The sequence below is a fragment of the Mesorhizobium sp. M7A.F.Ca.CA.001.08.2.1 genome (assembly GCF_003998455.1).
In the GTDB taxonomy this organism is placed as follows: Bacteria; Pseudomonadota; Alphaproteobacteria; order Rhizobiales; family Rhizobiaceae; genus Mesorhizobium; species Mesorhizobium ciceri.
The window spans coordinates 1-26,281 of sequence record NZ_RZPW01000010.1; the positions used below are offsets into that span (position 1 = coordinate 1).

The following is a 26,281-nucleotide window of genomic DNA, read 5'->3' on the forward strand; positions in this document are numbered from 1 at the left end:
ATGTTGCAGGGTGCCGAGTTTCTCGAAATCGCATCGAGCGAAGCTCATCCCCTGCCGATAGAAAAACTGCTGTCCGGCCCCGCAAAAGACGCGAAGTTCATTCTGTTGGCTAATCCGAACAATCCGACCGGAACATTCGTGCCGGTGGCCGAAATCGAACGCCTTGTGGAGCAAGCAGATCGCTTGATCGTCTTGGATGAGGCCTACGTTGACTTCGCACCCGACAATGCCCTGCGCCTCGTCAATAGACATCCGAATCTTTTGATCTTGAGGACTTTTTCAAAGAGCTATGCTGCCGCTGGCGTGCGAGTCGGCTTCGGTTTCGGTCACCCAGAAATCATTGGCAGGCTGCGCAACATCCAGAATGTCTTCAACATGAACGTGATCGGGCAGGCGGTCGGGAAAAGCATTCTTGCGCATCGCCACGCCTACGAAGAGAACCACAGGCACATCAAGCATGAACGACAGCGAGTGACCCTGGCGCTGTTGCAACTTGGCTTTTCCGTAACACCCTCCCACGCAAACTTTTTGCTGGCCCGTGTGCCGGCGGGACAGGAGGGCTCATGCTGGCAAGCCGCGTTGAAAGAGCAGGCGATCCTCATCGCCAGCTTTCCTGACGTAGATTTGAAGAACTGTATTCGCGTCAGCATTGGCACCACAGAGCAGATGGACAAATTCCTTGCTGCCGCCGAACGCGTCTGTATGAACTTTAAGAAGAATCGCGGTGTTCACAAGCATGAAGTCGATTCACATTAAGCATCAAGTAATAGGTGTTGATATGTCGTGAGCTATGATTTTATCGAACAAATAATTGGTAATTTGGAGAGCAATTAATTGAAGAAAATTTCCGCTTCGGGCCTGACCTTCGGCATCTTCGATCATCTGGACGAAAACGGCGATGACATCGCACAGCAATATGCAGATCGGCTGAGCCTAGCAGAAGCGTGCGATGGCTTTGGCTTTTATGCGTATCATCTCGCCGAGCACCACTGTACCCCGCATGGCAGAGGTCCATCACCGAATATGTTCTTAGCGAGCGTCGCCCAGCGAACCCGCAGTCTTCGTGTTGGTCCCATGGTAATGCTACTTGCGCTCTATCATCCGCTGCGTGCCTTCGAGGAGATCTGCATGCTTGATCAGTTGAGCGGCGGCAGGCTTGAACTCGGCATAGGGCGCGGCTCTGCTCCCACTGAATTGGGATACTTCGGGGTTGCTGTAGAAGCAGCACCAGAACAGTATGCGGAGGCCAGTGAGATTCTCATCAATGCGATGAAAGGCGGGACGCTTTCTTATCAGGGCCGCCACTTTGAGTTGAAAGATGTTCCGCTGACGTTGAGACCTCACCAATATCCCCATCCGCCGACATGGATCGCCACCAATCGACCCGAGCCGGCTAGCTGGGCCGCTGCGAATGGGGCAAACATCGCCTGCGTCGGACCCTCCACTTCTGTTCGCAGCGTTACCGACGCGTTCCGCGCCGCCCGAATTCACGATGCTGACATTGGCCAGCAAGCGCCATTTCTTGGATTGCTCCGAATGGTGGTGATAGGGCGTTCTGAAACAGATGCGTATTTGCTCGCAGCACCTGCCTATGAACGATGGCTCAATAGCTTCAAATTTCTATACGAACTAAATGCCATTTCCACTCCACCAAACTTGCCTTTGAACTTCGATGCAGCAATTGAAAGTGAATTGTGCGTCGTGGGAACGGCAGATTCTGTCCGAAAAGCTCTCCTTGATCAGCTGGAAGAGGCAGGTGCTAATTATCTTCTGTGTCAACTGGCATTTGGAGATTTGCCGCTGGATGCCTCACTATACACCGCATCGGCCATTCGATCCGAAATCATGGCTCGAGTTGCCGCATCGTGAATCCGTCGTGTGATTGGAGGAGCAGCGGCAGCGCTGCTCCTCATTGCGAAACGGTTGTGGGGGCCGGACTCCTGTGTCAGGTGTAAACCATTGGAGCACGTCCTATCTGATCCAGGTCATATCCTGCGGCTTTGAAGTAGTTGGCACATTCGGCTGGGGTGAAGAGGTCGACGACCGCGCCGAGGCGTCCTGACCTTGCCCCTCTGATCTAATCCGGTTTGAAGTTCGTTCTGGCCCATCCAGAGGACCAGGACATGAAACGCAGCCGCTTCTCTGAAGAGCAGATCATCGGAATTTTGAAGAAACACGAGGCCGGGGTATCGGTTGGCGATCTGTGCCGCAAGCACGGGGTCAGCGACGCCTCGATCTACAATTGGAAGGCCCGCTTCGGCGGGATGGATGTCTCCGAGGCTCGGCGACCTGAAGGCGCTGGAGGACGAGAACACGCGCCTGAAGCGGCTTTTGGCCGACGCCATGCTCGACAATGCCGCGTTGAAGGACCTTGTGGGAAAGAAATGGTGACGCCCGCCGCCAAGCGGAAAGCTGTCGCTCGCCTGAAGGAAGGCTTCGGGATGAGCGAACGGCGGGCGTGTAAAGCCATCGGCTGTTGCCGCATGACGGTTCGCTACCAGACCAGCAGGCCGGACGACCGGGAGGTTCGCGAGCGGATGAAGGCGATCGCGCAGGAGCGTCGCCGGTTCGGCTACCGGCGTCTTCTCGTGATGCTGAGGCGGGAGGGCCTGGTCGTGAACCACAAGAAGCTGTTCCGGCTCTATCGGGAGGAGAAGCTCGCCGTTCGCCGCCGTGGCGGCCGCAAGCGGGCGATCGGGACCAGGGCGCCGATGCTGGTGCCGCTGAGGCCCGACGAGCGCTGGTCGCTCGACTTCGTATCGGACCAGCTCACCGACGGGCGCCGCTTCCGCATCCTGGCCGTCGTCGACGACTGCACGAGACAGTGCCTGGCACTCATCGTTGATACGTCTCTCTCGGGCATGCGGGTTGCCCGCGAATTGGACCGGCTCATCACCAGCGCGGCCGGCCCAGGATGATCGTCAGCGACAATGGCAGCGAGTTCACCTCGAACGCCATCCTCTCCTGGGCGGATCAGAACCGCGTCGAATGGCATTACATTGCGCCCGGCAAGCCGATGCAGAATGGCTTCATCGAGAGCTTCAACGGCCGACTGCGCGATGAACTGCTCAACGAGACGCTGTTCACCTCGCTGGCTCAGGCGCGCGTAGCCATCGCCCTGTGGCACGCCGACTACAACACCGCGCGGCCGCACTCCCCCCTGGCAGACCCCGGCCAAGTTCGCCAGCACCTTCAATCCGCGACGGTCGCTCGCGCTGCGCTATGCCAAGGGCTCCGCGCCAGCGCCCGTCGCTTCACCCGCCCAGCAGGGCACAACCCACGCCGGAAACGAACTCAAAACTGCTGGGGCAACGTCAGTCTCATAGAGCCTTGATGGTTATCTCGGCCTTTGCTCGCAGCAGCGCCTTAGGTTGGGCGAAGGCGTTCTCAATCGGATTGAAGTCGGGACTGTAGGGCGGCAGGTAGAGCAGGCTCGCCTGCGGCCTCAATCGCGCCGCGCAGGGTTCTCCAGGCGGATGTCGCCAATGTCAAATTTGCTGGCATCCATGTCGCCCTCGCCAACCGCACAAGCGAAGGCCAGAAAGCCAACATGTGTTCTGCGGCTTAATTAAGAGCCAGCCGATGTCGGCCGAACATCACCTTGTCTCGAAGTCGACGATCGGACAGCAGGTTGCGAAAGTTGGCGCGATGCGAAACAAACTGCTGAAGCGCTCAACTTTTATTGATCACGCGTGTTGGACGCGACGCACTCCCGTTCCAATCGGGCTGAGCGCAAATTCTCCCGGTTCACAAAACTGAGTCGCTGGAGTAGTGGGGGCGCAGAGAAATCTCCGGTCGCAGCCTTACCCGGTCAAAACAAGGATACCAATGATGAAGACTCTCGCCGTCTGCTCTGGCGGATTGGACTCCGTTTCCCTTGCTCACATGGTGGCAGCGGAGCACGAACTCACCGGCCTTCTATCTTTCGACTATGGCCAACGGCACAGGAAGGAATTGGGCTTCGCCGCTCTTTGCGCGCAGCGACTGAAGGTCCCGCACCAGATCATCGACATCGGCGAAATTGGCCGTGGCCTTTCCGGCTCAGCGCTGACTAGCAGTATCGACGTGCCGGACGGCCACTACGCCGAAGACACGATGAAGATTACGGTGGTGCCGAACCGCAATGCCATCATGTTGGCAATCGCCTTCGGTCTCGCCGCCGCCCACAGCGCCGAAGCGGTGGCGGCGGCCGTGCATGGTGGGGACCATTTCATCTATCCCGATTGCCGTCCGGCCTTCATTGAAGCTTTCCAGACAATGCAAGACCGCGCGCTCGACGGCTATGCGCAGATACGCCTCTATGCACCGTATGTGAATCTCAGAAAAGCTGACATTGTTGCGGATGGCGCAAGATACGGCACCCCGTTTGCTGAGACCTGGTCCTGTTACAAGGGCGGCGTGCGTCACTGCGGACGATGCGGGACCTGCGTCGAGCGGCGCGAAGCGTTCCATCTCGCCGGGCACGCTGATCCCACCGACTACGAGGACGCCGATTTCTGGCTTGAGGCGCTGCGCAGGAGGCGCGCGTAATGTTCCACATCAGCAAGGAATTCCACTTCTCGGCCTCGCATCAGCTCACCTCCTTGCCTCCCAACCATCAATGCGCGCGCCTGCACGGGCATAACTATGTCGTCGTAGTGCAGCTGTCGGCCAAGGAACTGGACGCCCACGGCTTCGTGCGCGACTATCACGATCTGGCGCCGCTCAAACGCTACATTGACGAGAGCTTCGACCATCGGCACCTCAACGACGTGCTGGGACATGAGAAGGTCACGGCGGAATGCCTGGCCAGACATTTCTATGAATGGTGCAAGGCACGTCTGCCGCAGACCGCGGCCGTGCGCGTTAGCGAAACACCGAAAACTTGGGCGGAATACCGTCCGTGACCGACATGCATCCCGCAATCCGTGTGAGCGAGATATTCGGGCCGACTATCCAGGGCGAGGGCGTGCTCATCGGCTTGCCGACGGTGTTCATCAGAACCGGCGGATGTGATTATCGCTGTTCATGGTGCGACAGCCTTCACGCGGTGGACAATCAGTATCGCCATGAATGGCTACCGATGCCGATCGATGCCGTGTGGCAAACCGTCCATGCGCTTTCCGGCGGCAGGCCGGTTATGGTCTCCTTGTCAGGCGGCAACCCGGCCATTCAGCCGTTCGGTCCCCTCATAGAACGCGGCCATCGCGAGGGCTATCGTTTTGCACTGGAAACGCAGGGTTCCGTGGTGAGGGAGTGGTTTGCGGATCTTGACGTGCTGACCCTTAGCCCAAAGCCGCCGTCCAGCGAGATGACGACCCGTTGGGCTGCGTTTGATGCATGCCTCGAAGCGGCGCAAGAGAAGCCGCAAATCGTGCTCAAGCTCGTCGTTTTCGACGAGAGTGACTATGCCTACGCCAAAGAAGTCGCGGCGAGATATCCGCACCTTCCGATCTATCTGCAACCCGGCAATCACACGCCGCCGCGCCCTGGCAGTGAAGACGCCTCTGTCGACTTGGACGGAATAATGATGCGAATGGAATGGCTTGTCGAAAGGGTGACTAGCGACAGGTGGTTCGAAGCCCGCGTGTTGCCGCAGCTGCACGTTCTGCTTTGGGGTAACAAGAGGGCGGTCTAGTCTGCGGCTTGCGTCGCACCGGAAGGCCGGGCTCCAACGGCTTGGCAGGCTCTCTTCGCGTGCCGAGTACAGCCGAGCTTTGTTCGCGTCAGCGGTCTCGCGATTGTGCGGCTGGAAACCGCCCGGACACCCCGCTGCCGGCGTGTGTCACCTTGACTCCGATGAGCTGTCGTCACGCAAAGTTGAAATCCGCAAGAACTGGCCTTCTCGCCCCACCTGCTCCGTCGCAAGCACGTCATCCCCTCATCCTTGTCCAGCTCTTATCGATGTATCTCATTGTCCGGCCTGACGCACGACTGTCAGCATGGGAATGCATCCATTGCGCAAATGCCTTCCATAAAGAAGATCGATTTCCTCACTGGCCCAACGTGAAATATAGCAACGTTTTCGTGGCGTCGTCGGCTGCGTCGGGAGTAGCGATGAAAACGTATTGGGGTCGCCTGCGTCTCCTTGGGCAGCGAGTGTAAAGTATAGCGATGCGGCCTCAGGCGCGCGGCAGCCGCGCAGTGATCACCTTCGCCTGTGCCTTTGCGGCGGGGGTCAAGCGCTGGTCTGCTCAAATTTTTTATCGTTTAGCTGGTTGAAACTGCCCCCGTTGCGGGCTGCAGAAGCCGGCCAGCCGAGAAACGGGAGCCGCACTTATGAAAGCACGCCAAGGCATGCGGGCATCCATCAGTTGCAAAGGACAATAGTGGCCGCGCCGATTGGCCATCACGCGTCCATTAGGGCAGCCACCAACATCAGTTCGCAAGAGGAGCAAAAGCAATATGTATCGTCGTCACCTGATCAAAGGGTTGGTTGCGCTCGGCGCATGCCGGATTTGCGTTCAAGCCGCCCAAGCGACCAGTGCCCATTGGGGGTACACCGGTCCGGTCGGACCGGAGCACTGGGCTGATCTGGATAAGGAAAATTTCGTATGCTCTGCCGGCACGCAGCAATCGCCGATCAATATCAACAGCGCGGTCAAGGCGGATATCCCGCATATCGCCATCGGCTGGCACAAGGGCGGCGGCAATATGGTGAACAACGGCCACACCATTCAAATCAATATGCCACAAGGCAGCACGCTGACCCGCGGCGATCGTGTCTACGAACTGGTACAGTTCCATTTCCATGCGCCAAGCGAACATCACGTGGCGGGCAAGAGCTTCCCGATGGAGGTGCATTTCGTTCACAAGGACACGCAAAGTGGTACTCTGGGCGTGCTGGGCGTCTTTTTAACGCCCGGCGCGACAAATGCCAGCTTTGCTGCCCTTGCTGCGGCCTTTCCCGAACTGCCGAATGGGGAGGTGACGATCGACGAGGTGAATCCCAACTGGCTTCTGCCAGCCTCGCTTGGCTATTGGACTTATGAAGGCTCACTGACGACGCCGCCGTGCACCGAAAACGTCGAGTGGATGGTGGCGATGGAACCGGTTGACGTTGATCCGGCAGACATCCAGCGATTTACCTCACTCTACCCGTCGAACGCGCGCCCTAGTCATTCACCCAATCGACGCTTCATCCTGCGCCAGAGTTGAGCGCCGCCCCAGCGGTTCCGCACGGTCCAACATTCTTGGCACAACTTGGCGCGAAGCCTCCTCTTCCGGTCTGGCGGTCTGACGGCGCTCCCCAAGCTGGCTAGTCTAAATGATAGGGATTCGGTGCCGGCACCACTCGTCCCAAAGACGTCGCGGCGAGGTTTGTCTGCAACCCGGCAATCACACGCCGCCCCGCCGTGGTAATGAAGACGTCTCTGTCGAGTCGGACGGAATATGATGCGCATGGAACCGCTGGTAGAAAAGGTGACCAGCGACAGGTGGTTCGAAGCCCGCGTCTTGCCGCAGCTGCACGTTCTACTCTGGGGTAACAAGAGGGTGGTGTATACCTTCTCCTAGCTTCGCCGCCAACTACTCGGTTTTCCGAATTGCTCTCTATATTCTTGAAGACGATGCGTTCGTTAAAGACATGTGCTGCGCACCTGGTGTAAAAGCTGCTCTCATCATGCAGAGGTCAAGCCAGTCGGGCTCATCCGAGGCTATGGCCGTGAGCACTGTTCAGTTCGGCAGAGAGGGCGCTTTTGTACACACTTTGCGATCGTGGCGGCCCCGTGGGCGCCTTTCGTGCAGCTTCCTCTGAACAAAACCACCGCTCGCCCTTCAATAGGTTGATGCGTGTCTCCCAGTAAGATTCCTGTCCAAGAACGTGATAATCTTCTTGCCAGTGTTGTAGCTGATGTTGCCCTTGATGCCGCAGCCTACCGCGGCGGGACCAAACTCAATGGCAAGCAGGCCGGCTAGGATCGTGCAGCCAGTCGCGAGCCTCGCCCACAACGGGGTCTCACGCGCATGAGGGCGCCGACCATGGGTTCGGCGGTTCATACGCGTATAACACGTATCTTTCTGAAAAAATCAATGCTCTCGGCTAAGCTACTGAATTATTTGGCTTCCATATAGCGCGTCGGCGGAACCAACTTGTAGACGGGCTATGAAAGGGTAAGCGCGGATGTCTATCGGCCGCCGGCGTTCCCGCTCTGTAAGCCTGCCTGAACTACCCGCGCCGCGGTCAAGCCCCAGGCTCCTGCTCATCCAGCGACCGCCCGATCAATGGCAGGCTGGAAAGACAAGAGCCGATGTCTTCCGATGGTCTCGCCATCAGCTTTGGGCTAACTTCCCCATTCTCCCGCTTCGAGCTCGACACACGGCGGTTTGGATGGCGCACGACAATCTGTGTCGGCTTTGTCGTGTCCGTGACAGACGCCTGAAAGGCCCGTTCGCGCGTTTTGCCGCCGTCTAAGCGGCTGGAATTTAATGACAAAGTTTCTTCTGGGATCGGCCGATCACGCTGGTACGCTTTTTGCGATGCTTGGTGTGAGGCGGCACGAGCTGCCTATCGGCACTTGTGTCGCGGGCAGTCGCGATAATTAGAACGAAGGAAGGAAAGCTATTATGTCAGGTCTGCGTCAGATCGCCTTTTACGGAAAAGGCGGCATCGGCAAGTCCACCACGTCCCAAAATACGCTCGCTGCCCTTGTCGACCTCGGGCAGAGAATCCTCATCGTAGGATGCGACCCCAAAGCCGATTCCACACGCTTGATCCTGAATTCGAAAGCTCAGGATACCGTCCTGGATCTCGCCGCACAGGAAGGCTCGGTGGAAGACCTCGAACTCCAGGACGTGCTCAAGGTGGGCTACAGAGGCATCAAGTGCGTGGAGTCCGGCGGCCCCGAGCCGGGTGTCGGTTGCGCCGGCCGCGGCGTCATCACCTCGATCAATTTCCTCGAGGAGAATGGCGCTTATGACGATGTCGATTATGTCTCCTATGACGTCCTCGGCGACGTGGTATGCGGCGGCTTCGCCATGCCGATCCGCGAAGGCAAGGCCCAGGAGATCTATATCGTCATGTCCGGCGAGATGATGGCGCTCTATGCCGCCAACAACATCGCCAAGGGCATCCTCAAATATGCCCATTCGGGCGGTGTGCGGCTGGGCGGGCTGATCTGCAATGAACGTCAAACCGACCGCGAACTCGATCTGGCCGAAGCACTGGCTGGCCGATTGAATTCCAAGCTCATCCACTTCGTGCCCCGCGACAACATCGTCCAACATGCCGAACTCAGGAAGATGTCGGTGATCCAGTACGCGCCGGACTCAAAGCAGGCAGGGGAATACCGCGCTCTGGCCGAGAAGATCCACGCCAATTCGGGCCAGGGTACGATCCCGACGCCGATCACCATGGAGGAGCTGGAGGAGATGCTGCTCGACTTCGGCATCATGAAGACCGACGAGCAGATGCTTGCCGAGCTTCACTCCAAGGAAGCGGCGAAGGCGGCGGCCCAGTAGTGACATTAGCGCTGCCATGAATCGGCGCGCCTTGCAGAGAACGGCGCCTATTCTTTGAGGCGTCACCCAACCTTGAAAGGGGGACTCATGAGCCGGGAATACGAGAATGACGGTGCTCTTCATGCGAAGCTTATCGAAGAGGTGCTGTCGCATTATCCCGACAAGGCGGCGAAGCGCCGCAAGAAGCACCTCAACGTCGCAAAGAGCGGCAACGAGGCTGGCGGGGAAAGCGAGGTCCTTTCCGAATGCGACGTCAAATCGAACATCAAGTCCATTCCCGGGGTGATGACGATTCGCGGCTGTGCATATGCTGGTTCGAAAGGCGTGGTGTGGGGGCCAGTCAAGGATATGGTCCATATCTCGCACGGCCCGGTCGGCTGCGGCCAATATTCTTGGTCGCAGCGCCGCAACTACTACGTCGGTACAACGGGCGTCGACACGTTCGGGACAATGCAGTTCACCTCCGATTTCCAGGAGAAGGACATCGTCTTCGGCGGCGACAAGAAGCTGGAACAGATCATTGACGAGATTGAAGTCTTGTTTCCGCTCAACAACGGCATCACCGTGCAGTCCGAATGCCCTATCGGCCTGATTGGCGATGACACCGAGGCCGTTTCTCGCAAAAAGACCAAGGAGTATGACAAGACGATCGTGCCGGTACGCTGCGAGGGCTTCCGCGGCGTCTCGCAGTCGCTTGGCCACCACATCGCCAATGATGCAATCCGGGATTGGGTCTTCGACAAAAAGGATGTCAAGTTCGAGGCCGGCCCCTACGACGTCAACGTCATCGGCGACTACAATATCGGCGGCGATGCCTGGGCCTCGCGCATACTGCTTGAGGAGATAGGGCTGCGCGTGGTTGGCAACTGGTCGGGTGACGCCACACTCGCAGAGATCGAGCGCGCCCCGAAGGCTAAGCTCAATCTTATCCACTGCTACCGGTCGATGAATTACATCTGTCGGCATATGGAGGAAAAGTATGGCGTCGCCTGGATGGAGTACAATTTCTTCGGTCCCTCCCAGATCGAAGCCTCTCTGCGCAACATAGCCAAGCATTTTGGGCCGGAAATCGAGGAGAAGACCGAAAAGGTCATTGCCAAGTACAGGCCGCTTGTTGATGCGGTCATCGCCAAGTACCTGTCGCGCCTGGAAGGAAATACCGTGATGCTCTATGTCGGCGGCCTGCGCCCCCGCCACGTCGTCACGGCCTACGAGGACCTCGGCATGGTCATCGTGGGCACCGGCTATGAATTCGCCCACAGCGACGACTATCAGCGCACCGGCCACTACGTGAAGAACGGCACGCTGATCTACGATGACGTGACCGGCTATGAGTTGGAGAAATTCATCGAAGGGATTCGCCCAAATCTGGTCGGCTCGGGAATCAAAGAAAAATACCCGGTGCAGAAGATGGGCATACCGTTCCGCCAGATGCATTCCTGGGATTATTCAGGCCCGTATCACGGCTACGATGGCTTTGCCATTTTCGCACGTGATGTGGATCTCGCCATTAACAACCCGGTCTGGGACCTATTCCACGCGCCTTGGAAAAGAAGCCGGGGCGATGAGCGGGCGATGGCTGCCGAATAAACATTTGCTTCAGCCCCAGTCTCCCACTGAGACGGTGAACTCCCGCGGCCTCTGATCCGCCGGAGCCTGGAACGTCTTGACGTCCTGAGCTGCCGTCCCGCGCAGCCAGATGCAAAAGAGGTAATCATCATGCCGCAGTCGGCTGAAAAAATTCTCGATCACGCTCCCCTGTTCCGCGAGCCGGAATACAGAAAGATGCTCGCTGAGAAGAAGCTAAACTTCGAATGTCCGCACCCCGATGAAATCGTTTCCGATCAGCGCGATTTCACCCAGACGTGGGAATACCGCGAAAAGAACCTCGCCCGCAAAGCGCTTGTCGTGAACCCGGCCAAGGCCTGCCAGCCGCTGGGTGCGGTATTCGCTGCCGCCGGCTTCGAGCGAACCATGTCCTTCGTCCACGGCAGCCAAGGTTGCGTCGCCTATTACCGCTCGCACCTGTCGCGCCATTTCAAGGAGCCTGCCGCGGCGGTCTCCTCCTCAATGACCGAGGATGCGGCGGTGTTTGGCGGCCTGAAGAACATGGTCGACGGGCTCGCCAACACCTACCAGCTCTACGACCCCAAGATGATTGCCGTGTCGACGACCTGTATGGCAGAGGTCATTGGCGACGACCTGCACAGCTTCATCCAGAACGCCAAGGACGAAGATTCAGTCCCGCGCGACTTCGACGTGCCCTTTGCCCACACCCCGGCCTTCGTTGGCAGTCATGTCGACGGCTATGACAACATGGTCAAAGGCATTTTGGAGCACTTCTGGAAAGGTCAGGAGCGTACGCAAATCGAAGGAACCATCAACATCATTCCGGGCTTCGACGGCTTCTGCGTCGGCAACAACCGGGAGCTCAAGCGCCTGCTCGATGTAATGGGCGTGTCCTATACATTGATCCAGGATGCCTCTGACCAGTTCGATACGCCTTCGGACGGTGAATACCGCATGTATGACGGGGGCACGAAGATCAACGAGGTGAAGAAGGCCCTCAACGCCGAGGCAACGCTTTCGCTGCAGCATCACAACACCCGAAAGACACTGGGCTATTGCGAGGAGGTCGGGCAGGCGACGGCCTCGTTCCACTATCCGCTCGGCGTTCAGGCGACGGACGAATTCCTGATGGAGGTCGCGGCGATTTCCGGCAAGGAGATTCCCGAGGCAATTCGCCTCGAGCGCGGCCGACTGGTAGACGCCATGGCGGACAGCCAATCCTGGCTGCATGGTAAGAAATACGCCATCTACGGTGATCCCGACTTCGTTCACGCAATGGCCCGCTTTGTCATGGAGACCGGCGGCGAGCCAACCCATTGCCTCGCCACCAATGGCACCTCGGCATGGGAAGCCGATTTGAAGAAGCTGCTAGCATCCTCGCCTTTCGGCAAGGCTGCCCAGGTTTGGGCGGGCAAGGACCTGTGGGCGCTGCGCTCGCTGCTCTTTACCGAGCCGGTGGACCTTTTGATCGGCAATTCCTACGGCAAGTACCTGGAGCGCGACACCGGAACGCCGCTGATCCGGCTGATGTTTCCGATCTTCGATCGGCACCATCATCACCGCTTTGCGCTCTTTGGCTACCAGGGCGCGTTGCGCGTGCTGACGACGATCCTCGACAAGATCTTCGACAAACTCGATCGCGAGACGAGCGAGACGGGTGTGACGGATTATTCCTATGACCTCACGCGCTAAGAGCCGTGGCCGGCTTTTCGCCGAGGCCATTCCTTGCCCAATGGACTGGGGAGGCTGAGCGATGTCCTCCCTCAGCGCCAAAATCAAGGACGCCTTCGATGAGCCCGCCTGCGATAAGAACCGTGGCAAAGATGCCAAGGCGCGCAAGGAGGGCTGCTCGAAGTCGCTGACACCAGGGGCGGCAGCCGGCGGCTGCGCCTTTGACGGAGCCAAGATCGTCCTGCAGCCGATCACCGACGTTGCGCATCTGGTCCATGCGCCGCTCGCCTGCGAGGGCAATTCTTGGGACAACCGTGGTGCGGTTTCGTCAGGGCCGACCTTGTGGCGGACAAGCTTCACGACCGACCTCACCGAACTCGACCTGGTGATGGGGCAGGGCGAGCGGAAACTCTTCAAGGCGATCCGCGAGATCAAGCACACATACGCGCCGCCGGCGATCTTCGTCTACTCAACTTGCGTAACGGCGCTGATCGGTGACGACATCGAGGCCGTGTGCAAACGCGCCACGGAAAAGTTCGGTTTGGCCGTGGTGCCGATCAATGCGCCTGGCCTGGCAGGCTCCAAGAACCTCGGCAACAAGCTCGCCGCCGAGGCGTTGCTCGATCATGTCATCGGCACGGTCGAACCCGACGACCCCGGGCCCTACGACATCAACATCCTTGGCGAATTCAACCTCTCGGGCGAATTCTGGCTTGTAAAGCCGCTCCTCGATCGGCTCGGCATCCGGGTGCGCGCCTGCATTCCCGGCGATGCGCGTTACCGCGACATTGCTTCCGCGCACCGCGCCCGGGCGGCAATGATCGTGTGCTCGACCGCGCTGATCAGTCTTGCCCGCAAGATGGAGGAGCGCTGGGACATCCCGTTCTTCGAGGGCTCCTTCTATGGCATCTCCGACACATCGCAAGCTCTTCGCAACCTTGTCAGGCTGCTGGTGAGGAAGGGCGCCGATCCGGAGATCCTCGAGCGCACGGAGACGCTGATCGCGCAGCAGGAGGCGATCGCGTGGAAGAAACTCGAATCCTACCGGCAAAGGCTCCAAGGCAAGCGCGTGCTGCTCAACACAGGCGGTGTGAAGTCCTGGTCGGTTGTCCGTGCGCTGATGGAGATCGGAATCGAGATCGTCGGCACCTCGGTCAAGAAATCTACGGTGCAGGACAAGGAGCGCATCAAACAAGTTCTCAAGCACGACAAGCATATGTTCGAATACATGGCTGCGCGCGAGCTGTACGCCATGCTCTCTGAACACAGGGCCGATATCATGCTGTCGGGCGGTCGCACGCAATTCATTGCGCTCAAGGCCAAGACGCCCTGGCTCGATATCAACCAGGAGCGCCAGCACCCTTATGCCGGCTATGCCGGCATGGTGGAACTCGTACGCCAGATCGACCTCGCCATTCACAATCCGGTCTGGTCTCAGGTGCGCCAGCCGGCCCCGTGGGATTGCCAGCCTGATCTAAAAGACGAACTGCCATGCACGAAGAAGGAGTCCGGGCACCTGTTCGATGAATTCGCCGGCGCGACGGCACACGAGTTCAGCGAGTGTTGAGGCGACCGATGGCCCGCATCCTTCCCCAGACCAAATCCGCGGCGGTGAACCCGCTGAAGTCGTCGCAGCCGCTGGGTGCCGCCTTTGCCTTTCTTGGGGTCGACGGCGCGATGCCGCTGTTCCACGGCAGCCAGGGATGCACAAGCTTCGCGCTCGTGCTCTTCGTACGGCACTTCAAAGAAACGATTCCATTGCAGACAACAGCGATGGATGAGGTGGCGACCATCCTCGGCGCTGCCGACCATCTTGAAGAAGCCATCCTCAACCTCAAGAACCGCACGAAGCCAAAGCTGATCGGGGTGTGCACGACCGCGCTGGTGGAGACGCGTGGCGAAGATTGCGCGAGTGATATTGCGAACATCAAGCTGAAGCACACGCAAGAGCTTGCGGGTACGGAGGTCGTGCTGGCCAACACGCCGGATTTTGACGGCGCGATCGAAGAGGGCTGGGCCAAGGCAGTCACCGCAATGATCAAAGGGATTACAGGCTCGGGCGAACGTGCGCGGCAGCCGAAGAAGATCGCGATCCTGCCCGGATGCAACCTCACTGTCGCCGACATCGAGCATATGCGTGACATGGTTGAAAGCTTTGGGCTCAAGCCGGTTATTCTGCCCGACATTTCAGGCTCGCTCGACGGTACGGTTCCTGACCGCTGGGTAGCGACCACATACGGCGGCACCAGCGTCGAAGACATTCGCGAGTTGGGCACGGCCATGCAATGCATCGCCATCGGTGAGCACATGCGCCGCCCGGCGAAAGCGCTGCACGGGTTGACCGGCGTGCCTTACGTGTTGTTCCAGTCACTGACTGGGCTGCAGGACACGGACCGCTTCGTGTCGCTGCTGTCTGCGATTTCGGGCGCGGCGGTACCGGCCCGCGTGCGCCGGCGCCGGGCGCAATTGCAGGACGCGATGCTCGACGGACATTTCCATTTCGGCGGCAAGAAAATTGCCATCGCTGCCGAACCAGACCAGCTGTTCCAACTTGCGACCTTCTTTGCTGGCCTCGGCTCCGAGATAGCCGCGGCCGTCACAACGACCGACAGGTCTAAAATTCTCGAGAAAGTCCCGGCGGTTTCGGTTCAGATCGGCGATCTCGGCGATCTGGAAAGTCTTGCCGTCGGTGCTGACCTGCTTGTCACGCATTCGCACGGGCGCCAAGCATCGGAGCGGCTCCGAATTCCGCTCATGCGCATCGGGTTCCCGGTCTTCGATCGACTAGGCAGCCAGCACAAGCTCGCAATTCTCTATCAGGGCACCCGAGACATGATCTTCGAGGTCGCCAGCATCTTCCAGGCCAACCAACACGCGCCCACTCCTGAGGCGCTTGATCCACTCCGTAATCGAGAAATATCACGATGAACGCTGTTCGCCGCCTCTCGCTGGTCAGTAGTGAGGTTTTCGCCCCGATGCCTGAACGACGTAAGGGCGCATTGCGCGTTGCGATCGCCACTCAGGACATGCAGGACCTCAACGCCCATTTCGGGTCGGCCAGGCGCTTTGCTGTCTACGACGTGACGCGCGAGGAATGGAATCTCGTAGAAGCCGTGGCCTTCGATGACGTGTCCGATGAAAGCGGGGAGCATCGGGCCGAGCGCGATGATCGCATCACGCCAAAGGTGGATGCGCTCAAGGGCTGTCAGATCCTGTTTTGTCTGGCAATTGGCGGCCCTTCGGCAGCCAAGCTTGTCGCGGCAAAAATCCACCCGATCAAAGTGGCGGAGTCCCAATCGATCCCACAGGTGCTCTTGCGCACGCAGATGATGCTCAGGACGTGTCCTCCGCCTTGGCTGCGCAAGGTGCTGGCGCGAGCGGGCATTGCCGAAAAGAAACCGTCCTTCGAGGACGAGGACTGAAAAGAGGAGGACGCCAATGCCTGACCCCGCAATCCCCCCAGCTGTCGCCGAAGACGAGGCGGCTCTTTGCACCCCGTTCGTCAAATGCCTCGTGCGGCTGATCCGTTCTCAGGATTCCTATGGCTCGTGGGAACGCAAAGCGGACGCTGAGCTGCTGGGCGACTTCATCATTACCAAGGAACAGCGCCGAGGGATCCCAATCATCGGAGATCCCGATCCCGACGTGCTGTGGAGGCTCGACAAGTACTACGCCGCCATCGGGCTTGCGATCGAGGAGCGCTGCGGCCTTATGGCATCGCCGATGATCCAGGTGAGCCATGAGGGTTTTGGTCGGGTGCTTTTCACGACCGGACGGCTGGTCGTTTTGTCCAAAACGCTGCGCGATGTCCACCGGTTTGGCTTCGAGACGCTCCTGAAGCTCGCCACGGCCGGTACGAAGCTGGTCGACGATGCGATTTCTGTCATCGAAACCTTTCCCCACGTGGCGCTGGCATGATGGGCGCGATTTTCGAGAAAGGCCATCATGACGGACCCGAGAAACTATGTTGGCCAGTCCCCTCGATCCAGGGACTCGAGGCCGACCAGGTTGTTGGGGTATCGCCGATGAAAAAGCCGCTGGTCCTGATCTGCTCGCAAGATGCCGAGTTCTATCTGCTCTACAGCCACATACTGGAGGTTGACGGTTTCAGCAGTGAGACGGCAGACGGCGCGAAGGCTGCGCTGGCCTTGGCCGAACAACGGGAGCTTCAGGCCGTAGTGCTGGATTGCGACCCAGCCAGCATAAACGGGTCCGCAATTTGCGCCCACCTCAAGCGGGAACCGCGCACCACCGACCTGCCCATCATCGCCCTGATCGCGCCTGGCGCCGAGCACCAGCACCTCGATCTCTTGAAGGCAGGCGTTGAGAGCTTTGTGCGGCCGGTGGCTCCGGCCAAGCTGCTCGACTGCCTGCGGTCGAGGCTCGGGCTGACCAAGCGTGGTCCGAACGGGGTTGAAAACGACAGTTGGATTTGTTGTGGAGGCCTGGAGATGAAGCTCGATGCCCATCGGGTTCGCGGTAATGGCCACGACATCCATCTCGGACGGATCGACTTCAACGTGCTGCGGCTTATGATTGAGGCCCCCGGCAAGGTCTTCAGCCGGGACGAGCTTATCGGGGCGGCCTGGCTGCCCAACATTCATGTCGGTGCACGCACCGTCGATGTCCATATCAGCCGAATCAGGAGGGCGCTGAAAACGGCCTTGCCCGGCAGCGTCATTCGCACCGTCAGGTCGGCCGGCTACTCGCTCGAGAAGCCGGACGACTGAAATCGGTGATCGAATGTGGTGCCGCTCTCTCTTCCTCCTGAGAGCGGTGTTGCCGCTTTGAGGCGCTCCTAACGAAGACCAGGAGAAGCAGGCAAATGGAATTTAAAAGCATATTCAGTGTGACGGGTGCTGATCATTCTGATGAGGACCTCACAACAGCTGCCGGACTGTGTGCCGAGGTCGGCGCGCACCTATCGGTACGATTATACCGCCTCCATTGCTCTTGATGTCCTCTCCGCCCCCCGAATGGAATACAGGACGTGCACAGGCAATTGCAGTACCGAACTATCGATTTCAGCAAATCGAGAAATTTTCACAGGACGTGACCAGAATGGAAAGACGGTCCGCGGATATCCTCAAAAGGCTGAAAGCTATGTCGCTTTCCTGTGACGTTGACACCGACTATTGCGATCCGGCTAGCCTCGGTGAAGTGGCACGACAGCGGGCGCTCTGCGCTGACCTGACGATCGTTGGAGGAGACCTCCTCAACGATGAGACTCTCGGACCTCCTGTTGTCAACGGCTGCTTGTTCGATAGCGGAAAGCCGGTGCTCATCGTGCCGAAGGGCGTTAAGGCGACGCTGTCGCCTCGACGCGTGCTGGTCGGCTGGGATTCGCGTGTAGAGGCCTCGCGTGCGGTTCGGGAAGCTCTTAGTATCCTATCCGCTGCCAGGGAAGTCTGTGTCGCTATGGTCGATCCAAAGGCGCAAAACAACGGGAAAGGCGCGCAGTCTGGAGCTGACATCGCTGCCTATCTTACTCGGCACGGTGCTCGGGTCTCCGTTGACCTGCTTAAGAGCGCCGGCAAATCGGCGGGCACAGTGCTGACCCAGCACGCGAACGACATCTGTGCTGACATGATGGTCATGGGTGCTTATGGCAGCCGTGGGCTGCGTGAGCGGATTTTCGGCGGTCCGCCGAGCTGGAGCTTTGGGAAGACCACATTGCCGCTGTTTTTGGCTCGCTGATCAGCTCCGTAGGAACACCGATCAGGTCGTAGGACCGCCAACCAGTCCGAAGTCGTCGTCGGTTACCGGTCGGATTGCGGAGACATGGCTGGATCCGCGAACATCTTGCGACGCTTGTCAGAGCCAAACCGGACGCCTCGACTGCTTCACGACGCTCTCGTGAACCAACTCGTGCGAGATCGTCCGCAACGGGCAGTAAAGACGAACGGCTGCAGCAGACCGCAGCCAAGCCACAGGGCGGGTGTACCAGGAGACCCCGCCTCGTGCGCGAACCCTGTTGGAAGGCCCCTTATCAGTACCCGGACGCGCGTCAAATCGGCGGCTGTCCCTGTCAGCCTGCGGTGTGCAAGGGCCGCTGCCGCGGAGCTTCCCCTGCCCGATCGTCGGGCGTGCGACAATGTCGGATTCCAGACGAGCTGGAACTGCGCGAACTCGTTGGTTTGACAGGTCTTTATCCGGCACGCCGCATGCATGGGAGTCTCCGAAAGCATTAAGAGCCGTTATCCATGGTTACGCCCCTCGAAAGAAAGAGCCGCTTCCGTCGTGGCAGGGAAACAGCCACTCCTGGGGTGGAGGCCGGCGCTAGAAGCCGCCGTAAGATCCGGAAGAGCCGCGCGACAGCATCACACACTTTCCTTCTGCTCTTGGGTTCGGATCACGCCGCGCCGCTGTCGATGCCGCCGACATTGAGCCCAAGACCTGGAAGGCGGCACACGCTTTTGCTGTCCTCTCAGTCGGGACCGCGGCTCAAGCATGCCTGTGAGGTTCGCATTGCTCAATGCCCGGCGATCGACGTCAACATGCCGCTGAGTTGGAAAACACTCCAGAGGAGTAAGGATAAGTGGACCTCTTTTGTATTGGTGTGGGTGCTGGACCATCTAATTTGAGCCTTGCGTGTCAGATACAGGAAGAGATTGCGCAAGGGGCACTGTTCCTGGACCGGGAGGTCGATTTCCGAGGACATCCAGGCAGCGCTTTCGATTGCGCGGAGCTCCAGGTCGGCCACTTCCAGGATCTGGTTACTCTGGTCAATCCGCGATCAGCCTACACATTCGTAAACTACCTCCACGAGAACGGGCGTCTTTACAATTTCCTCAATGCGCAATTTCACGGGGTGCTTAGAGCCGAGTTCGCCCAATATCTCAACTGGGCGTTCCAGAAGAATCCGCTTGTCCGTGGCGGCGAGGCCGTTCGCGAAATCCGCTTCGACGGCGAGTTTCGCGTGCGGACGGACAACGCGGTCCTTGATGCAAGAAACCTCGTCATCGACATAGGCAAGCAGGCGCAAATTCCGCCTCAGTTTCATGGCTGGACTGGACCCAACCTGTTCCACTCATCTGAGTTGGCCCACATCAATCCTGAGGTGCAAAAAAAGCATGTCTGCGTTGTTGGCGGCGGACAGTCGGGAGCCGAGCTGCTACTGCACCTTGTCGGCCGGCCGAAAGAACGGCGGCCCGCGGCGATCACATGGGTCTTGACGCGCGAGATGCCTTTCGACGACCACGCGTTCACAAACGGGCTGTTCACGCCATGCTTCTCGGATCGTTTTGCTGCGATGAGCGAGGTGCATCGACAGCTGTTCCTGCGGCGTTTCGCGCTTGCCTCCGAGGGCATTTCAGAAAGCAAGTTGCGCGCGGTCTATCAGGCGCTCTACCGCCACGCCTTTCTCGAGCCACACCAATGCGAGATCACATTGCGGCCAAGTTGCAACGTGTCGCGCTGCATCAATGCCGGAGCAGGGCACAGGCTCACGCTGCAACGCGGCTTGGACAACATCGGAGAAGTAACCGCCGATATCGTCATCCTGGCCACCGGGTACGAGAAACCGCTGCCGGGTTTCCTAGAACCGATCGCAGATCGCCTCGAACAGATCGGCAATGAGCTCGCCATCGGTGAGGATTTTTCGGTGTACTGGGACGGACCGCGAGACCGACGCCTTTTCGTTCAGAACGCCTGCCTTGGACAGCGCGGGCTGGCTGATCCGAACTTTGGGCTGCTGGCCTGGCGAGCGCGCCGCATCCTTGACAGCCTTCTGCGGCGCGCGCCATGCGCCAATCCCGAGCATCTAGGGTTCATCAACCGTCCCTTGACGGAGTGCTGGCCCGACCTCGGAGTCGAACAAATGGGCAGCGGGATATGATTCGTCGATATTGATGATCGGCGGTGGCATTCAGGAAAGATTTCCGCCTCTGGCGGCAAAAGCGGGACGAGCAATATTCCTACGGCGTCAGATCGCTCTGCTCGCGCTTGAGCAAGGTAGCGTCGCGCGACTCCTGCTTGGCGTGAAACAGCAAAGGGCATTCAATCACGATGCAGCTTTACGTGCTGTCGGGCTCAACGCCACGTGGATCGAGCCCAACGCCGCCGTTGGCAACCGCGACGCGAATTATGACGCCGGGCCACATGCGGCGGTGGCTGCAAGGGTACCGAGCCTCTCCCGCACTTTCGACCCCATCGCCGAAGTGCGACTACTCCAGGACGCCGAAGCCGGTCTTATCGCCAGCGGGCCAGCCAAACTCTCACCTTCCTAAACGGCAGCCGCTAAGGTGAGCCGTCGAAAGCCGACATTCAGGTTAACGTCAGCTGGCCGTGTTAGGGCTCGCTTATTCAAGGCGGTACCGGCGCTTGCCGAAGCTAAGAAGGGTTGGCATGCCCTTTGCCGTGCTTGATGTGCGGCAACACGGTGAGAGCTCCGCTGAAGCAAGCGAGAGGGAGCAATGCCCTCGAGACCGTGTCCGATTTTGACTGGAAAATATCCGCGACAAAAGAGACGAAAGGTGTGGAATGACTTTGGACACCAAGATGGAACTGCGTATGGGGTCCCCGGCTCCTGCGATTAGAGTCGAGAACTGGCTGCATGGCGAGCCCCTCACGAGCCTTGAGCCCGGCAAGTGTACCTCGTCGAATTTTGGGCAACTTGGTGCGGCCCATGTGTCCACGCCATGCCCCATTTGATCGAACTGCAGGAGAAATATAAAGACAGCGGATTTGAGATTATCGGAGTCGCAGCTTGCGAAAAGGCTGCAACCGCGGACGAAGCGCGGACCAACGTGGATGCCTGGCTGACCGAGAAGTTCCCGAATCTGAATTATCGGACAGCGTTCGATTGCACTGGCGAAATGAAAAAGCTCTGGCTGGAACCCAGCTCTTCATTCGGGATTCCCACCTCGTTCGTGGTCGACCGCGACGGCCACATCGCTTATATCGGCCACCCGGCACCTCTCGATGACGTTTTGCCGAAAGTCCTTAACGGCAGCTGGCGCAGCAGCTATGAAGCGAAAGCCGTCGATGCAAAGCGAATCTCGCGTGTGCGCGAATCGTCGCTGAGTCAGCCGATATACGCCAAACTTGGGCCGGCGATGCAGGACGAGGATTGGGCAGCGGCACTATTGGCCATCGAAGAAGGCCTCGCCGTGATGCCAGACTCTTTTGATTTTCGGCGGGTTCATGCGGATATTCTGCTTCACAAGCTGCGCGACATCAAAACCGGCTTGCCGCTTATGCGCGAATTGGTCGAGGACGCGATCAACAAAAAGTTCGAAGCGATGTCTTGGGTGGTGATGGCGCTGAACCAACTCTTCCATCCCACGATCGACAACTCCCATCTTCCGCATGATGATCGCTTTGCGATGGGCAAGGAGCTCTCCGAACAGATCCTGGAACTTAATCCTCCGCAAGGCGATGGAGACTTTAAATTCGGGTGTTACTTTCCGGCCGCTCAGTATTATTACGAGAGCGGCAACAAGGACCGGGCGATCGAGTTGATCGAGGTGGCAATCAAATCGCTGGACCATTCGGAGCCAGTGCCGGACCAAACCAAACAGCGCTACCTCACCTCGTTGCTCCAAGCCCTGGCCAACTACACGGGTGAGCCTGCCTGTCACGCGGGTCTCTGTGTGGCTCCGCAAAACAAGACTTGCGAAACTCAAAACGCTGTCACTTCCTGAGCAAGGATCGCGAAGGGCATGACAATTGGAATTGAACACCGGCAAATCCGCCCGCCCAGGCGCACTTCGCAGCAATAACGTCGATGCCGCAAAAGTGCGCGGCTTGCGGCAGGTGGAATTTCCATTGCGTTTACCTCGGGTCGAACCGCGGCGCAGGCGTTCGCGCCGCGGTGAAAGGTCTCGCATTGGTGGACGTGCTCAAGGTCGGCCACGGGACACTGTTGCGTGGGATCGGCTCGCCCAAGCCATTCCCCGCCCACGCAAGCGCCCGAACCACACATCGCAGAAAAAGAGATCGTCCTTCAAGAGGAGTACTGAAATTGGGGAAAAGCGAAATTCCTCATGAACCGGTTGGCCCTGCTGTCCACAAGGACGACGAGGCCCTTGCTTCCCCGTTCGTCAAATGCCTCCTGCGGCTCATTCGTACTCAGGATTCCTTCGGCTTATGGGAAGGCCATTCGGATGCCGAGCTGCTGGCCGAGTTCATCATCACCAAGCAACAGCAACGTGCGGTACCCTTTGGCGGCGATCCCGATCCTGACGCGCTGTGGAGGCTCGACATGTTTTACACCGCCGTAGCGCTTGCGATCGAGGAGCGCTCCGGCGTGTCGACGTCGCCGACAATAGAAATGAAACCCGTGGGGGCTTCCGGCGGTTGGGCGTTCTGTCGAGACGTCCACCGGTTCGGCTTCGAGACTTTCCGCAAACTTGCTGAGGCCGGTACGAAACTGGTCGACGATGCGACTGCAGCCATTGAAGCCTAGCCCGAGATGGAGCGCATCAAGAAACCATTGTTCCAGGAAGGATCTATGTCAGACCTAGATAAGATGAGGAAGAAAGTCCGAAAGCTCCAGTTGCGTGCAGCTATTGCCAAGATGGCATTGCAGGACCTTGTCGAGGGTCTGCCGGGCAAGTGGGCCGACATACAGGAAGTCGCCGAGAAAACCCAAGCCGTTTATGCCGAGTTGGATGTTGCCAAGAGAGAACTCGCTTCAATGAAGAATTTAGGATGATGCGCACATTCACCACCCGTGACGGCTCCATTTGGATGCCGTCGTACCTGACCTCCATCGATAGCAAGACCTGCATCGGCTGCTGCCGTTGTTTCAAGGTCTGCTCGCGCGATGTCATGCATCTTCACGGCGTTGATGATGCGGGTGAAATCCTCGGCCCCTGCGATGACGAGGACGACGATTTCGACGGCAAGCTCAATCGCATGATCATGGTTGTCGATGATGCCGGCCGCTGCATCGGCTGCGGAGCCTGCGGCCGCGTCTGCCCCAAGAACTGCCAGACGCATGTTGCGGCCGACGAGCTCGCAACATGATCTGGCGAAAACCAGGAGAACGGCGTTGCACTTCATCTTTTTGTCGGCTCGTGGGGCTGGTCCTGTGCAGCAATGCGTCGATGGTTTACTTCGCTTTGGATTCGCTCCGTGTGGCAGTCGTCACGACGCTGGCCTGTTCGCTGCTGCTTCAGGCCGGCTCCTTCGGCCGCGTGCTCTTTCTGATCTGGCAGTCCTCTAGCCGCGCTCGTGGAACTCGCCACAGGGGCCAGCATGCCGATGGTTACAGGAAAGCTCGGGTACCAGTCGTCTCACTCTGATCAACTGCGGAATGCAATTTTCAGCTGTGTCCCGGCTTGGTCGAATGCCCAGCATGTGCTGCTGCTTTGATGCGCGGATGACAGGATCAGTGCTCAGACCCACACCAATTTTGGTCACCCTCTGATGACTGAGCTGATCGTATAGGGAATCTGTGTTCGGCTAACACGCGACCATACCCCTGGGCTGACCGGTGCGTAGCCGGTTCAGGTACTTTTTTGCTGGAGATAGCATGCTGGAAAAATTCGAACGTTATCCGCTCACCTTTGGACCCACGCCGATCGAGAGGCTCGACCGCCTCGGCAAGCATCTGGGCGACAAGGTGGAAATCTACGTCAAACGCGAGGACTGCAACTCCGGTCTCGCGTTCGGCGGAAACAAGCTGCGCAAGCTCGAATACATTGTGCCCGACGCGATCGCGTCAGATGCCGATACGCTCGTCACAATCGGTGGCGTGCAGTCCAACCATACGCGCATGGTCGCTGCGGTCGCCGCCAAGATCGGCATGAAATGCCTCCTGGTCCAGGAGAGCTGGGTCCCACATGATGATGCTGTCTACGACCGGGTCGGCAATATCCTCTTGAGCCGCATCATGGGGGCAGAGGTGCGCCTGGTTGACGAGGGCTTTGACATCGGCATCCGCCGCAGCTGGGAAAAGGCACTTTATGAAGTCAAGGCAAGGGGCGGCAGGCCATATGCGATACCTGCCGGCGCCTCTGTCCACAAATACGGCGGCCTGGGCTATGTGGGGTTCGCTGAGGAGGTGCGTGCCCAGGAAGAGCAGCTTGGGTTTGCCTTCGACTATATCGTCGTCTGTACGGTGACTGGTTCAACCCACGGCGGCATGCTCGTCGGGTTCGCCAAGGATGGTCGACAGCGCAACGTGATCGGTATCGATGCCTCCGCCATGCCCGCCAAGACCAAGGCGCAGGTGCTTGGCATCGCCCAAAATACAGCGAAGCTCGTCCACCTCGGAGCGGAAATTGTCGAGGCAGACGTGGTGTTGTTCATGGACTACGCGTACCCGGGTTATGGCGTTCCATCGGAAGAAACCAAAGAGGCAATCCGTTTGTGCGCGCGGCTCGAGGGCATGATTACGGACCCCGTTTACGAGGGCAAATCGATGCAAGGGATGATCGACCTCGTCCAGAGGGGCTTCTTTCCACAGGGATCGAGGGTCCTCTACGCACATCTAGGCGGCGCGCCGGCGATCAACGGGTACGGCTACACCTTTCGCAACGGCTGACGTTCGGCAGTCTGCGATTCCGCGGTCGCGCTCGAACGTGGGTAGGTAGCGTCGTTCGAGCGCTTGGCTGGAGAAGTGGAGGCAGCGACGGGCATCCACTAATTGGTACCATTACGTGCTGTCGGGGCTCAACGCCACGCGCATTGAGCGCATGCCGCCGTTGGCAACCGCGAGGCGAATTTTGACTCCGGGGCAAGAATCCACACGCGGCGGTGGCGGCACGAGGACCAAGCCGGCGAGTTCGCGCTTTCGAACTGGCGCCAAACTGCCACTGCTCGAGGACCGAGGCCAGTCTAATCACAGGCGAACCGTCCAAGCTCTCAAGAGTGATAGGGCGAAACCCGACAGCGGCAGAAGACATGTCGGGTTCACGACAATCGGCCGCATTTGGGCTCGTGGAGAATTTCAAAGCATTTCCCGCCGCTTACCGGAGCTGAGGGAATTGGCACCTCCGTTGCAGCTTGATGTGCGGCAACACGGTGAGAGCTTCGCTGAAGCAAGCCAGAGGGAGCGATGCCCTCGAGACCGTGTCCGATTTTGACTGGAAAATATTCCGCGACAAAAGAGACGAAAGGTGTGGAATGACTTTGGACACCAAGATGGAACTGCGTATGGGGTCCCCGGCTCCTGCGATCAAAGTGGAGAACTGGCTGCGTGGCGAGCCCCTCACGAACTTTCGGCCCGGCAAGGTCTACCTCGTTGAGTTTTGGGCGACTTGGTGCGGACCATGTGTCGACGCCATGCCCCATTTGATCGAACTGCAGGAGAAATATGAAGGCAGCGGATTTGAGGCGGTCGGAGTTGCCGCCTGCGAACAGGGTCCTACCGCAGACGAGGCGCGGACCAACGTGGATGCCTGGCTGACCGAGAAGTTCCCGAATCTGAATTATCGTATCGGGTTCGATTACATTGGCGAAATGAACAAGCTCTGGATGGATCCCAGCTCTTCGATTGGGATTCCCACCTCGTTCGTGGTCGACCGCGACGGCCACATCGCTTTTATCGGCCACCCGGCGGAACTCGATGACGTTTTGCCGAAAGTCCTTAACGGCAGCTGGCGCAGTAGCTATGAAGCGAAAGCCGCCGATGCAAAGCGCATCGCGCATAACC

24 protein-coding genes and 3 pseudogenes are annotated in these 26,281 nt (G+C 58.9%); 26 read left to right on the forward strand and 1 reads right to left on the reverse strand.

Translation table 11 applies throughout. The features are described from left to right. The 3 genes and pseudogenes from EN914_RS01420 to EN914_RS01430 form a co-directional block, all read left to right on the forward strand. On the forward strand, window positions 1-756 hold a 756-nt coding region (locus tag EN914_RS01420), incomplete at its 5' end, for a histidinol-phosphate transaminase (RefSeq protein WP_164778641.1). A gap of 78 nt (window positions 757-834) precedes the next feature. Beyond that, entirely contained in the window at window positions 835-1,869 is a 1,035-nt protein-coding gene (locus tag EN914_RS01425) for an LLM class flavin-dependent oxidoreductase (protein WP_081714418.1), read from the forward strand. A 254-nt stretch (window positions 1,870-2,123) separates the two neighbouring features. Continuing rightward, window positions 2,124-3,326: pseudogene (locus EN914_RS01430) on the forward strand (IS3 family transposase). Here the strand turns inward: EN914_RS01430 and EN914_RS39020 are convergent. Next, window positions 3,324-3,437: pseudogene (locus tag EN914_RS39020) on the reverse strand (transposase); the annotation flags it as partial. The pseudogenes EN914_RS01430 and EN914_RS39020 sit on opposite strands and share 3 nt — an antisense overlap. Window positions 3,438-3,831: 394 nt before the next feature. Between EN914_RS39020 and queC the strand changes: the two are divergent. The 23 genes and pseudogenes from queC to EN914_RS01555 all read left to right on the forward strand — a co-directional run. Further along, the gene (gene queC, locus EN914_RS01440; RefSeq protein ID WP_024505257.1) at window positions 3,832-4,530 is read left to right on the forward strand and encodes a 7-cyano-7-deazaguanine synthase QueC; all 699 of its coding nucleotides are present in this window, start codon (window positions 3,832-3,834) and stop codon (window positions 4,528-4,530) included. Further along, window positions 4,530-4,886, forward strand: coding sequence for a 6-carboxytetrahydropterin synthase QueD (gene queD / locus EN914_RS01445; RefSeq protein ID WP_024505258.1), 357 nt, complete (start codon window positions 4,530-4,532; stop codon window positions 4,884-4,886). Before queC ends, queD begins: the two co-directional genes overlap by 1 nt. Window positions 4,887-4,891: 5 nt before the next feature. Further along, entirely contained in the window at window positions 4,892-5,617 is a 726-nt protein-coding gene (gene queE / locus EN914_RS01450) for a 7-carboxy-7-deazaguanine synthase QueE (RefSeq protein WP_164752747.1), read from the forward strand. 767 nt (window positions 5,618-6,384) lie between these two features. Beyond that, a complete protein-coding gene (locus tag EN914_RS01455; RefSeq protein WP_024505260.1) occupies window positions 6,385-7,137 on the forward strand; it encodes a carbonic anhydrase in 753 nt (250 codons plus the stop codon). Between the two features lie 160 nt (window positions 7,138-7,297). Next, a pseudogene (locus EN914_RS39025) lies at window positions 7,298-7,494 on the forward strand (7-carboxy-7-deazaguanine synthase QueE); the annotation flags it as partial. Between the two features lie 1,050 nt (window positions 7,495-8,544). After that, window positions 8,545-9,438: a nitrogenase iron protein gene (gene nifH / locus EN914_RS01470; RefSeq protein ID WP_024505261.1), complete on the forward strand. Its 894-nt coding sequence runs from the start codon at window positions 8,545-8,547 to the stop codon at window positions 9,436-9,438. Between the two features lie 87 nt (window positions 9,439-9,525). Next, entirely contained in the window at window positions 9,526-11,028 is a 1,503-nt protein-coding gene (gene nifD / locus EN914_RS01475; RefSeq protein WP_024505262.1) for a nitrogenase molybdenum-iron protein alpha chain, read from the forward strand. Between the two features lie 129 nt (window positions 11,029-11,157). After that, window positions 11,158-12,699 carry a nitrogenase molybdenum-iron protein subunit beta gene (gene nifK / locus EN914_RS01480; protein WP_024505263.1) on the forward strand — a complete coding sequence of 514 codons (1,542 nt, stop codon included), beginning with the start codon at window positions 11,158-11,160 and terminating at the stop codon, window positions 12,697-12,699. Window positions 12,700-12,760: 61 nt separating this feature from the next. After that, entirely contained in the window at window positions 12,761-14,245 is a 1,485-nt protein-coding gene (gene nifE, locus EN914_RS01485) for a nitrogenase iron-molybdenum cofactor biosynthesis protein NifE (RefSeq protein WP_024505264.1), read from the forward strand. An 8-nt stretch (window positions 14,246-14,253) separates the two neighbouring features. Continuing rightward, window positions 14,254-15,606, forward strand: a complete 1,353-nt coding sequence (gene nifN, locus EN914_RS01490) for a nitrogenase iron-molybdenum cofactor biosynthesis protein NifN (RefSeq protein ID WP_024505265.1) — start codon at window positions 14,254-14,256, stop codon at window positions 15,604-15,606. Continuing rightward, window positions 15,603-16,100, forward strand: coding sequence for a nitrogen fixation protein NifX (nifX, locus tag EN914_RS01495; protein ID WP_024505266.1), 498 nt, complete (start codon window positions 15,603-15,605; stop codon window positions 16,098-16,100). Before nifN ends, nifX begins: the two co-directional genes overlap by 4 nt. 16 nt (window positions 16,101-16,116) lie before the next feature. Then, a complete protein-coding gene (locus EN914_RS01500; protein WP_024505267.1) occupies window positions 16,117-16,596 on the forward strand; it encodes a NifX-associated nitrogen fixation protein in 480 nt (159 codons plus the stop codon). After that, a complete protein-coding gene (locus EN914_RS01505; RefSeq protein ID WP_127223407.1) occupies window positions 16,596-17,408 on the forward strand; it encodes a response regulator transcription factor in 813 nt (270 codons plus the stop codon). The genes EN914_RS01500 and EN914_RS01505 overlap by 1 nt, the downstream gene beginning before the upstream one ends. A 331-nt stretch (window positions 17,409-17,739) precedes the next feature. Next, the gene (locus EN914_RS01510) at window positions 17,740-18,375 is read left to right on the forward strand and encodes a universal stress protein (protein WP_245265404.1); all 636 of its coding nucleotides are present in this window, start codon (window positions 17,740-17,742) and stop codon (window positions 18,373-18,375) included. Window positions 18,376-19,216: 841 nt separating this feature from the next. After that, window positions 19,217-20,515: a lysine N(6)-hydroxylase/L-ornithine N(5)-oxygenase family protein gene (locus EN914_RS01515; RefSeq protein WP_024505269.1), complete on the forward strand. Its 1,299-nt coding sequence runs from the start codon at window positions 19,217-19,219 to the stop codon at window positions 20,513-20,515. Between the two features lie 13 nt (window positions 20,516-20,528). Beyond that, the gene (locus tag EN914_RS01520) at window positions 20,529-20,906 is read left to right on the forward strand and encodes a hypothetical protein (RefSeq protein ID WP_024505270.1); all 378 of its coding nucleotides are present in this window, start codon (window positions 20,529-20,531) and stop codon (window positions 20,904-20,906) included. Between the two features lie 411 nt (window positions 20,907-21,317). Next, window positions 21,318-22,322: a TlpA disulfide reductase family protein gene (locus tag EN914_RS01525; RefSeq protein ID WP_348631893.1), complete on the forward strand. Its 1,005-nt coding sequence runs from the start codon at window positions 21,318-21,320 to the stop codon at window positions 22,320-22,322. 320 nt (window positions 22,323-22,642) lie between these two features. Beyond that, entirely contained in the window at window positions 22,643-23,086 is a 444-nt protein-coding gene (locus EN914_RS01530) for a DUF269 domain-containing protein (RefSeq protein WP_245454719.1), read from the forward strand. 45 nt (window positions 23,087-23,131) lie between these two features. Beyond that, window positions 23,132-23,335 carry a CCE_0567 family metalloprotein gene (locus EN914_RS01535; RefSeq protein ID WP_063169367.1) on the forward strand — a complete coding sequence of 68 codons (204 nt, stop codon included), beginning with the start codon at window positions 23,132-23,134 and terminating at the stop codon, window positions 23,333-23,335. Further along, window positions 23,332-23,649 carry a ferredoxin III, nif-specific gene (gene fdxB, locus EN914_RS01540; RefSeq protein WP_174800308.1) on the forward strand — a complete coding sequence of 106 codons (318 nt, stop codon included), beginning with the start codon at window positions 23,332-23,334 and terminating at the stop codon, window positions 23,647-23,649. The genes EN914_RS01535 and fdxB overlap by 4 nt, the downstream gene beginning before the upstream one ends. Before the next feature lie 80 nt (window positions 23,650-23,729). After that, a complete protein-coding gene (locus EN914_RS01545) occupies window positions 23,730-23,927 on the forward strand; it encodes an exopolysaccharide production repressor protein (protein ID WP_081714487.1) in 198 nt (65 codons plus the stop codon). 230 nt (window positions 23,928-24,157) lie between these two features. Then, complete coding sequence (locus EN914_RS01550) at window positions 24,158-25,171, forward strand: 1-aminocyclopropane-1-carboxylate deaminase (protein WP_024505903.1); 1,014 nt, start codon at window positions 24,158-24,160, stop codon at window positions 25,169-25,171. A gap of 599 nt (window positions 25,172-25,770) precedes the next feature. Further along, window positions 25,771-26,281 (forward strand): TlpA disulfide reductase family protein (locus EN914_RS01555; protein WP_164778642.1); only part of this gene is annotated, 511 nt, incomplete at its 3' end.

Bases quoted from the DNA above. Each gene is read 5' to 3' on its own strand.
- nifH (WP_024505261.1), top strand. From the start codon at position 8,545: ATGTCAGGTCTGCGTCAGATCGCCTTTTACGGAAAAGGCGGCATCGGC.
- EN914_RS01500 (WP_024505267.1), top strand. From the start codon at position 16,117: ATGCCTGACCCCGCAATCCCCCCAGCTGTCGCCGAAGACGAGGCGGCT.
- fdxB (WP_174800308.1), top strand. From the start codon at position 23,332: ATGATGCGCACATTCACCACCCGTGACGGCTCCATTTGGATGCCGTCG.
- nifE (WP_024505264.1), top strand. From the start codon at position 12,761: ATGTCCTCCCTCAGCGCCAAAATCAAGGACGCCTTCGATGAGCCCGCC.
- EN914_RS01525 (WP_348631893.1), top strand. From the start codon at position 21,318: ATGCCCCATTTGATCGAACTGCAGGAGAAATATAAAGACAGCGGATTT.
- EN914_RS01505 (WP_127223407.1), top strand. From the start codon at position 16,596: ATGGGCGCGATTTTCGAGAAAGGCCATCATGACGGACCCGAGAAACTA.
- EN914_RS01510 (WP_245265404.1), top strand. From the start codon at position 17,740: ATGGAAAGACGGTCCGCGGATATCCTCAAAAGGCTGAAAGCTATGTCG.
- EN914_RS01545 (WP_081714487.1), top strand. From the start codon at position 23,730: ATGGTTTACTTCGCTTTGGATTCGCTCCGTGTGGCAGTCGTCACGACG.
- queE (WP_164752747.1), top strand. From the start codon at position 4,892: ATGCATCCCGCAATCCGTGTGAGCGAGATATTCGGGCCGACTATCCAG.
- EN914_RS01520 (WP_024505270.1), top strand. From the start codon at position 20,529: ATGATCGGCGGTGGCATTCAGGAAAGATTTCCGCCTCTGGCGGCAAAA.
- nifX (WP_024505266.1), top strand. From the start codon at position 15,603: ATGAACGCTGTTCGCCGCCTCTCGCTGGTCAGTAGTGAGGTTTTCGCC.
- EN914_RS01455 (WP_024505260.1), top strand. From the start codon at position 6,385: ATGTATCGTCGTCACCTGATCAAAGGGTTGGTTGCGCTCGGCGCATGC.
- nifD (WP_024505262.1), top strand. From the start codon at position 9,526: ATGAGCCGGGAATACGAGAATGACGGTGCTCTTCATGCGAAGCTTATC.
- queC (WP_024505257.1), top strand. From the start codon at position 3,832: ATGAAGACTCTCGCCGTCTGCTCTGGCGGATTGGACTCCGTTTCCCTT.
- EN914_RS01535 (WP_063169367.1), top strand. From the start codon at position 23,132: ATGTCAGACCTAGATAAGATGAGGAAGAAAGTCCGAAAGCTCCAGTTG.
- queD (WP_024505258.1), top strand. From the start codon at position 4,530: ATGTTCCACATCAGCAAGGAATTCCACTTCTCGGCCTCGCATCAGCTC.
- nifN (WP_024505265.1), top strand. From the start codon at position 14,254: ATGGCCCGCATCCTTCCCCAGACCAAATCCGCGGCGGTGAACCCGCTG.
- nifK (WP_024505263.1), top strand. From the start codon at position 11,158: ATGCCGCAGTCGGCTGAAAAAATTCTCGATCACGCTCCCCTGTTCCGC.
- EN914_RS01550 (WP_024505903.1), top strand. From the start codon at position 24,158: ATGCTGGAAAAATTCGAACGTTATCCGCTCACCTTTGGACCCACGCCG.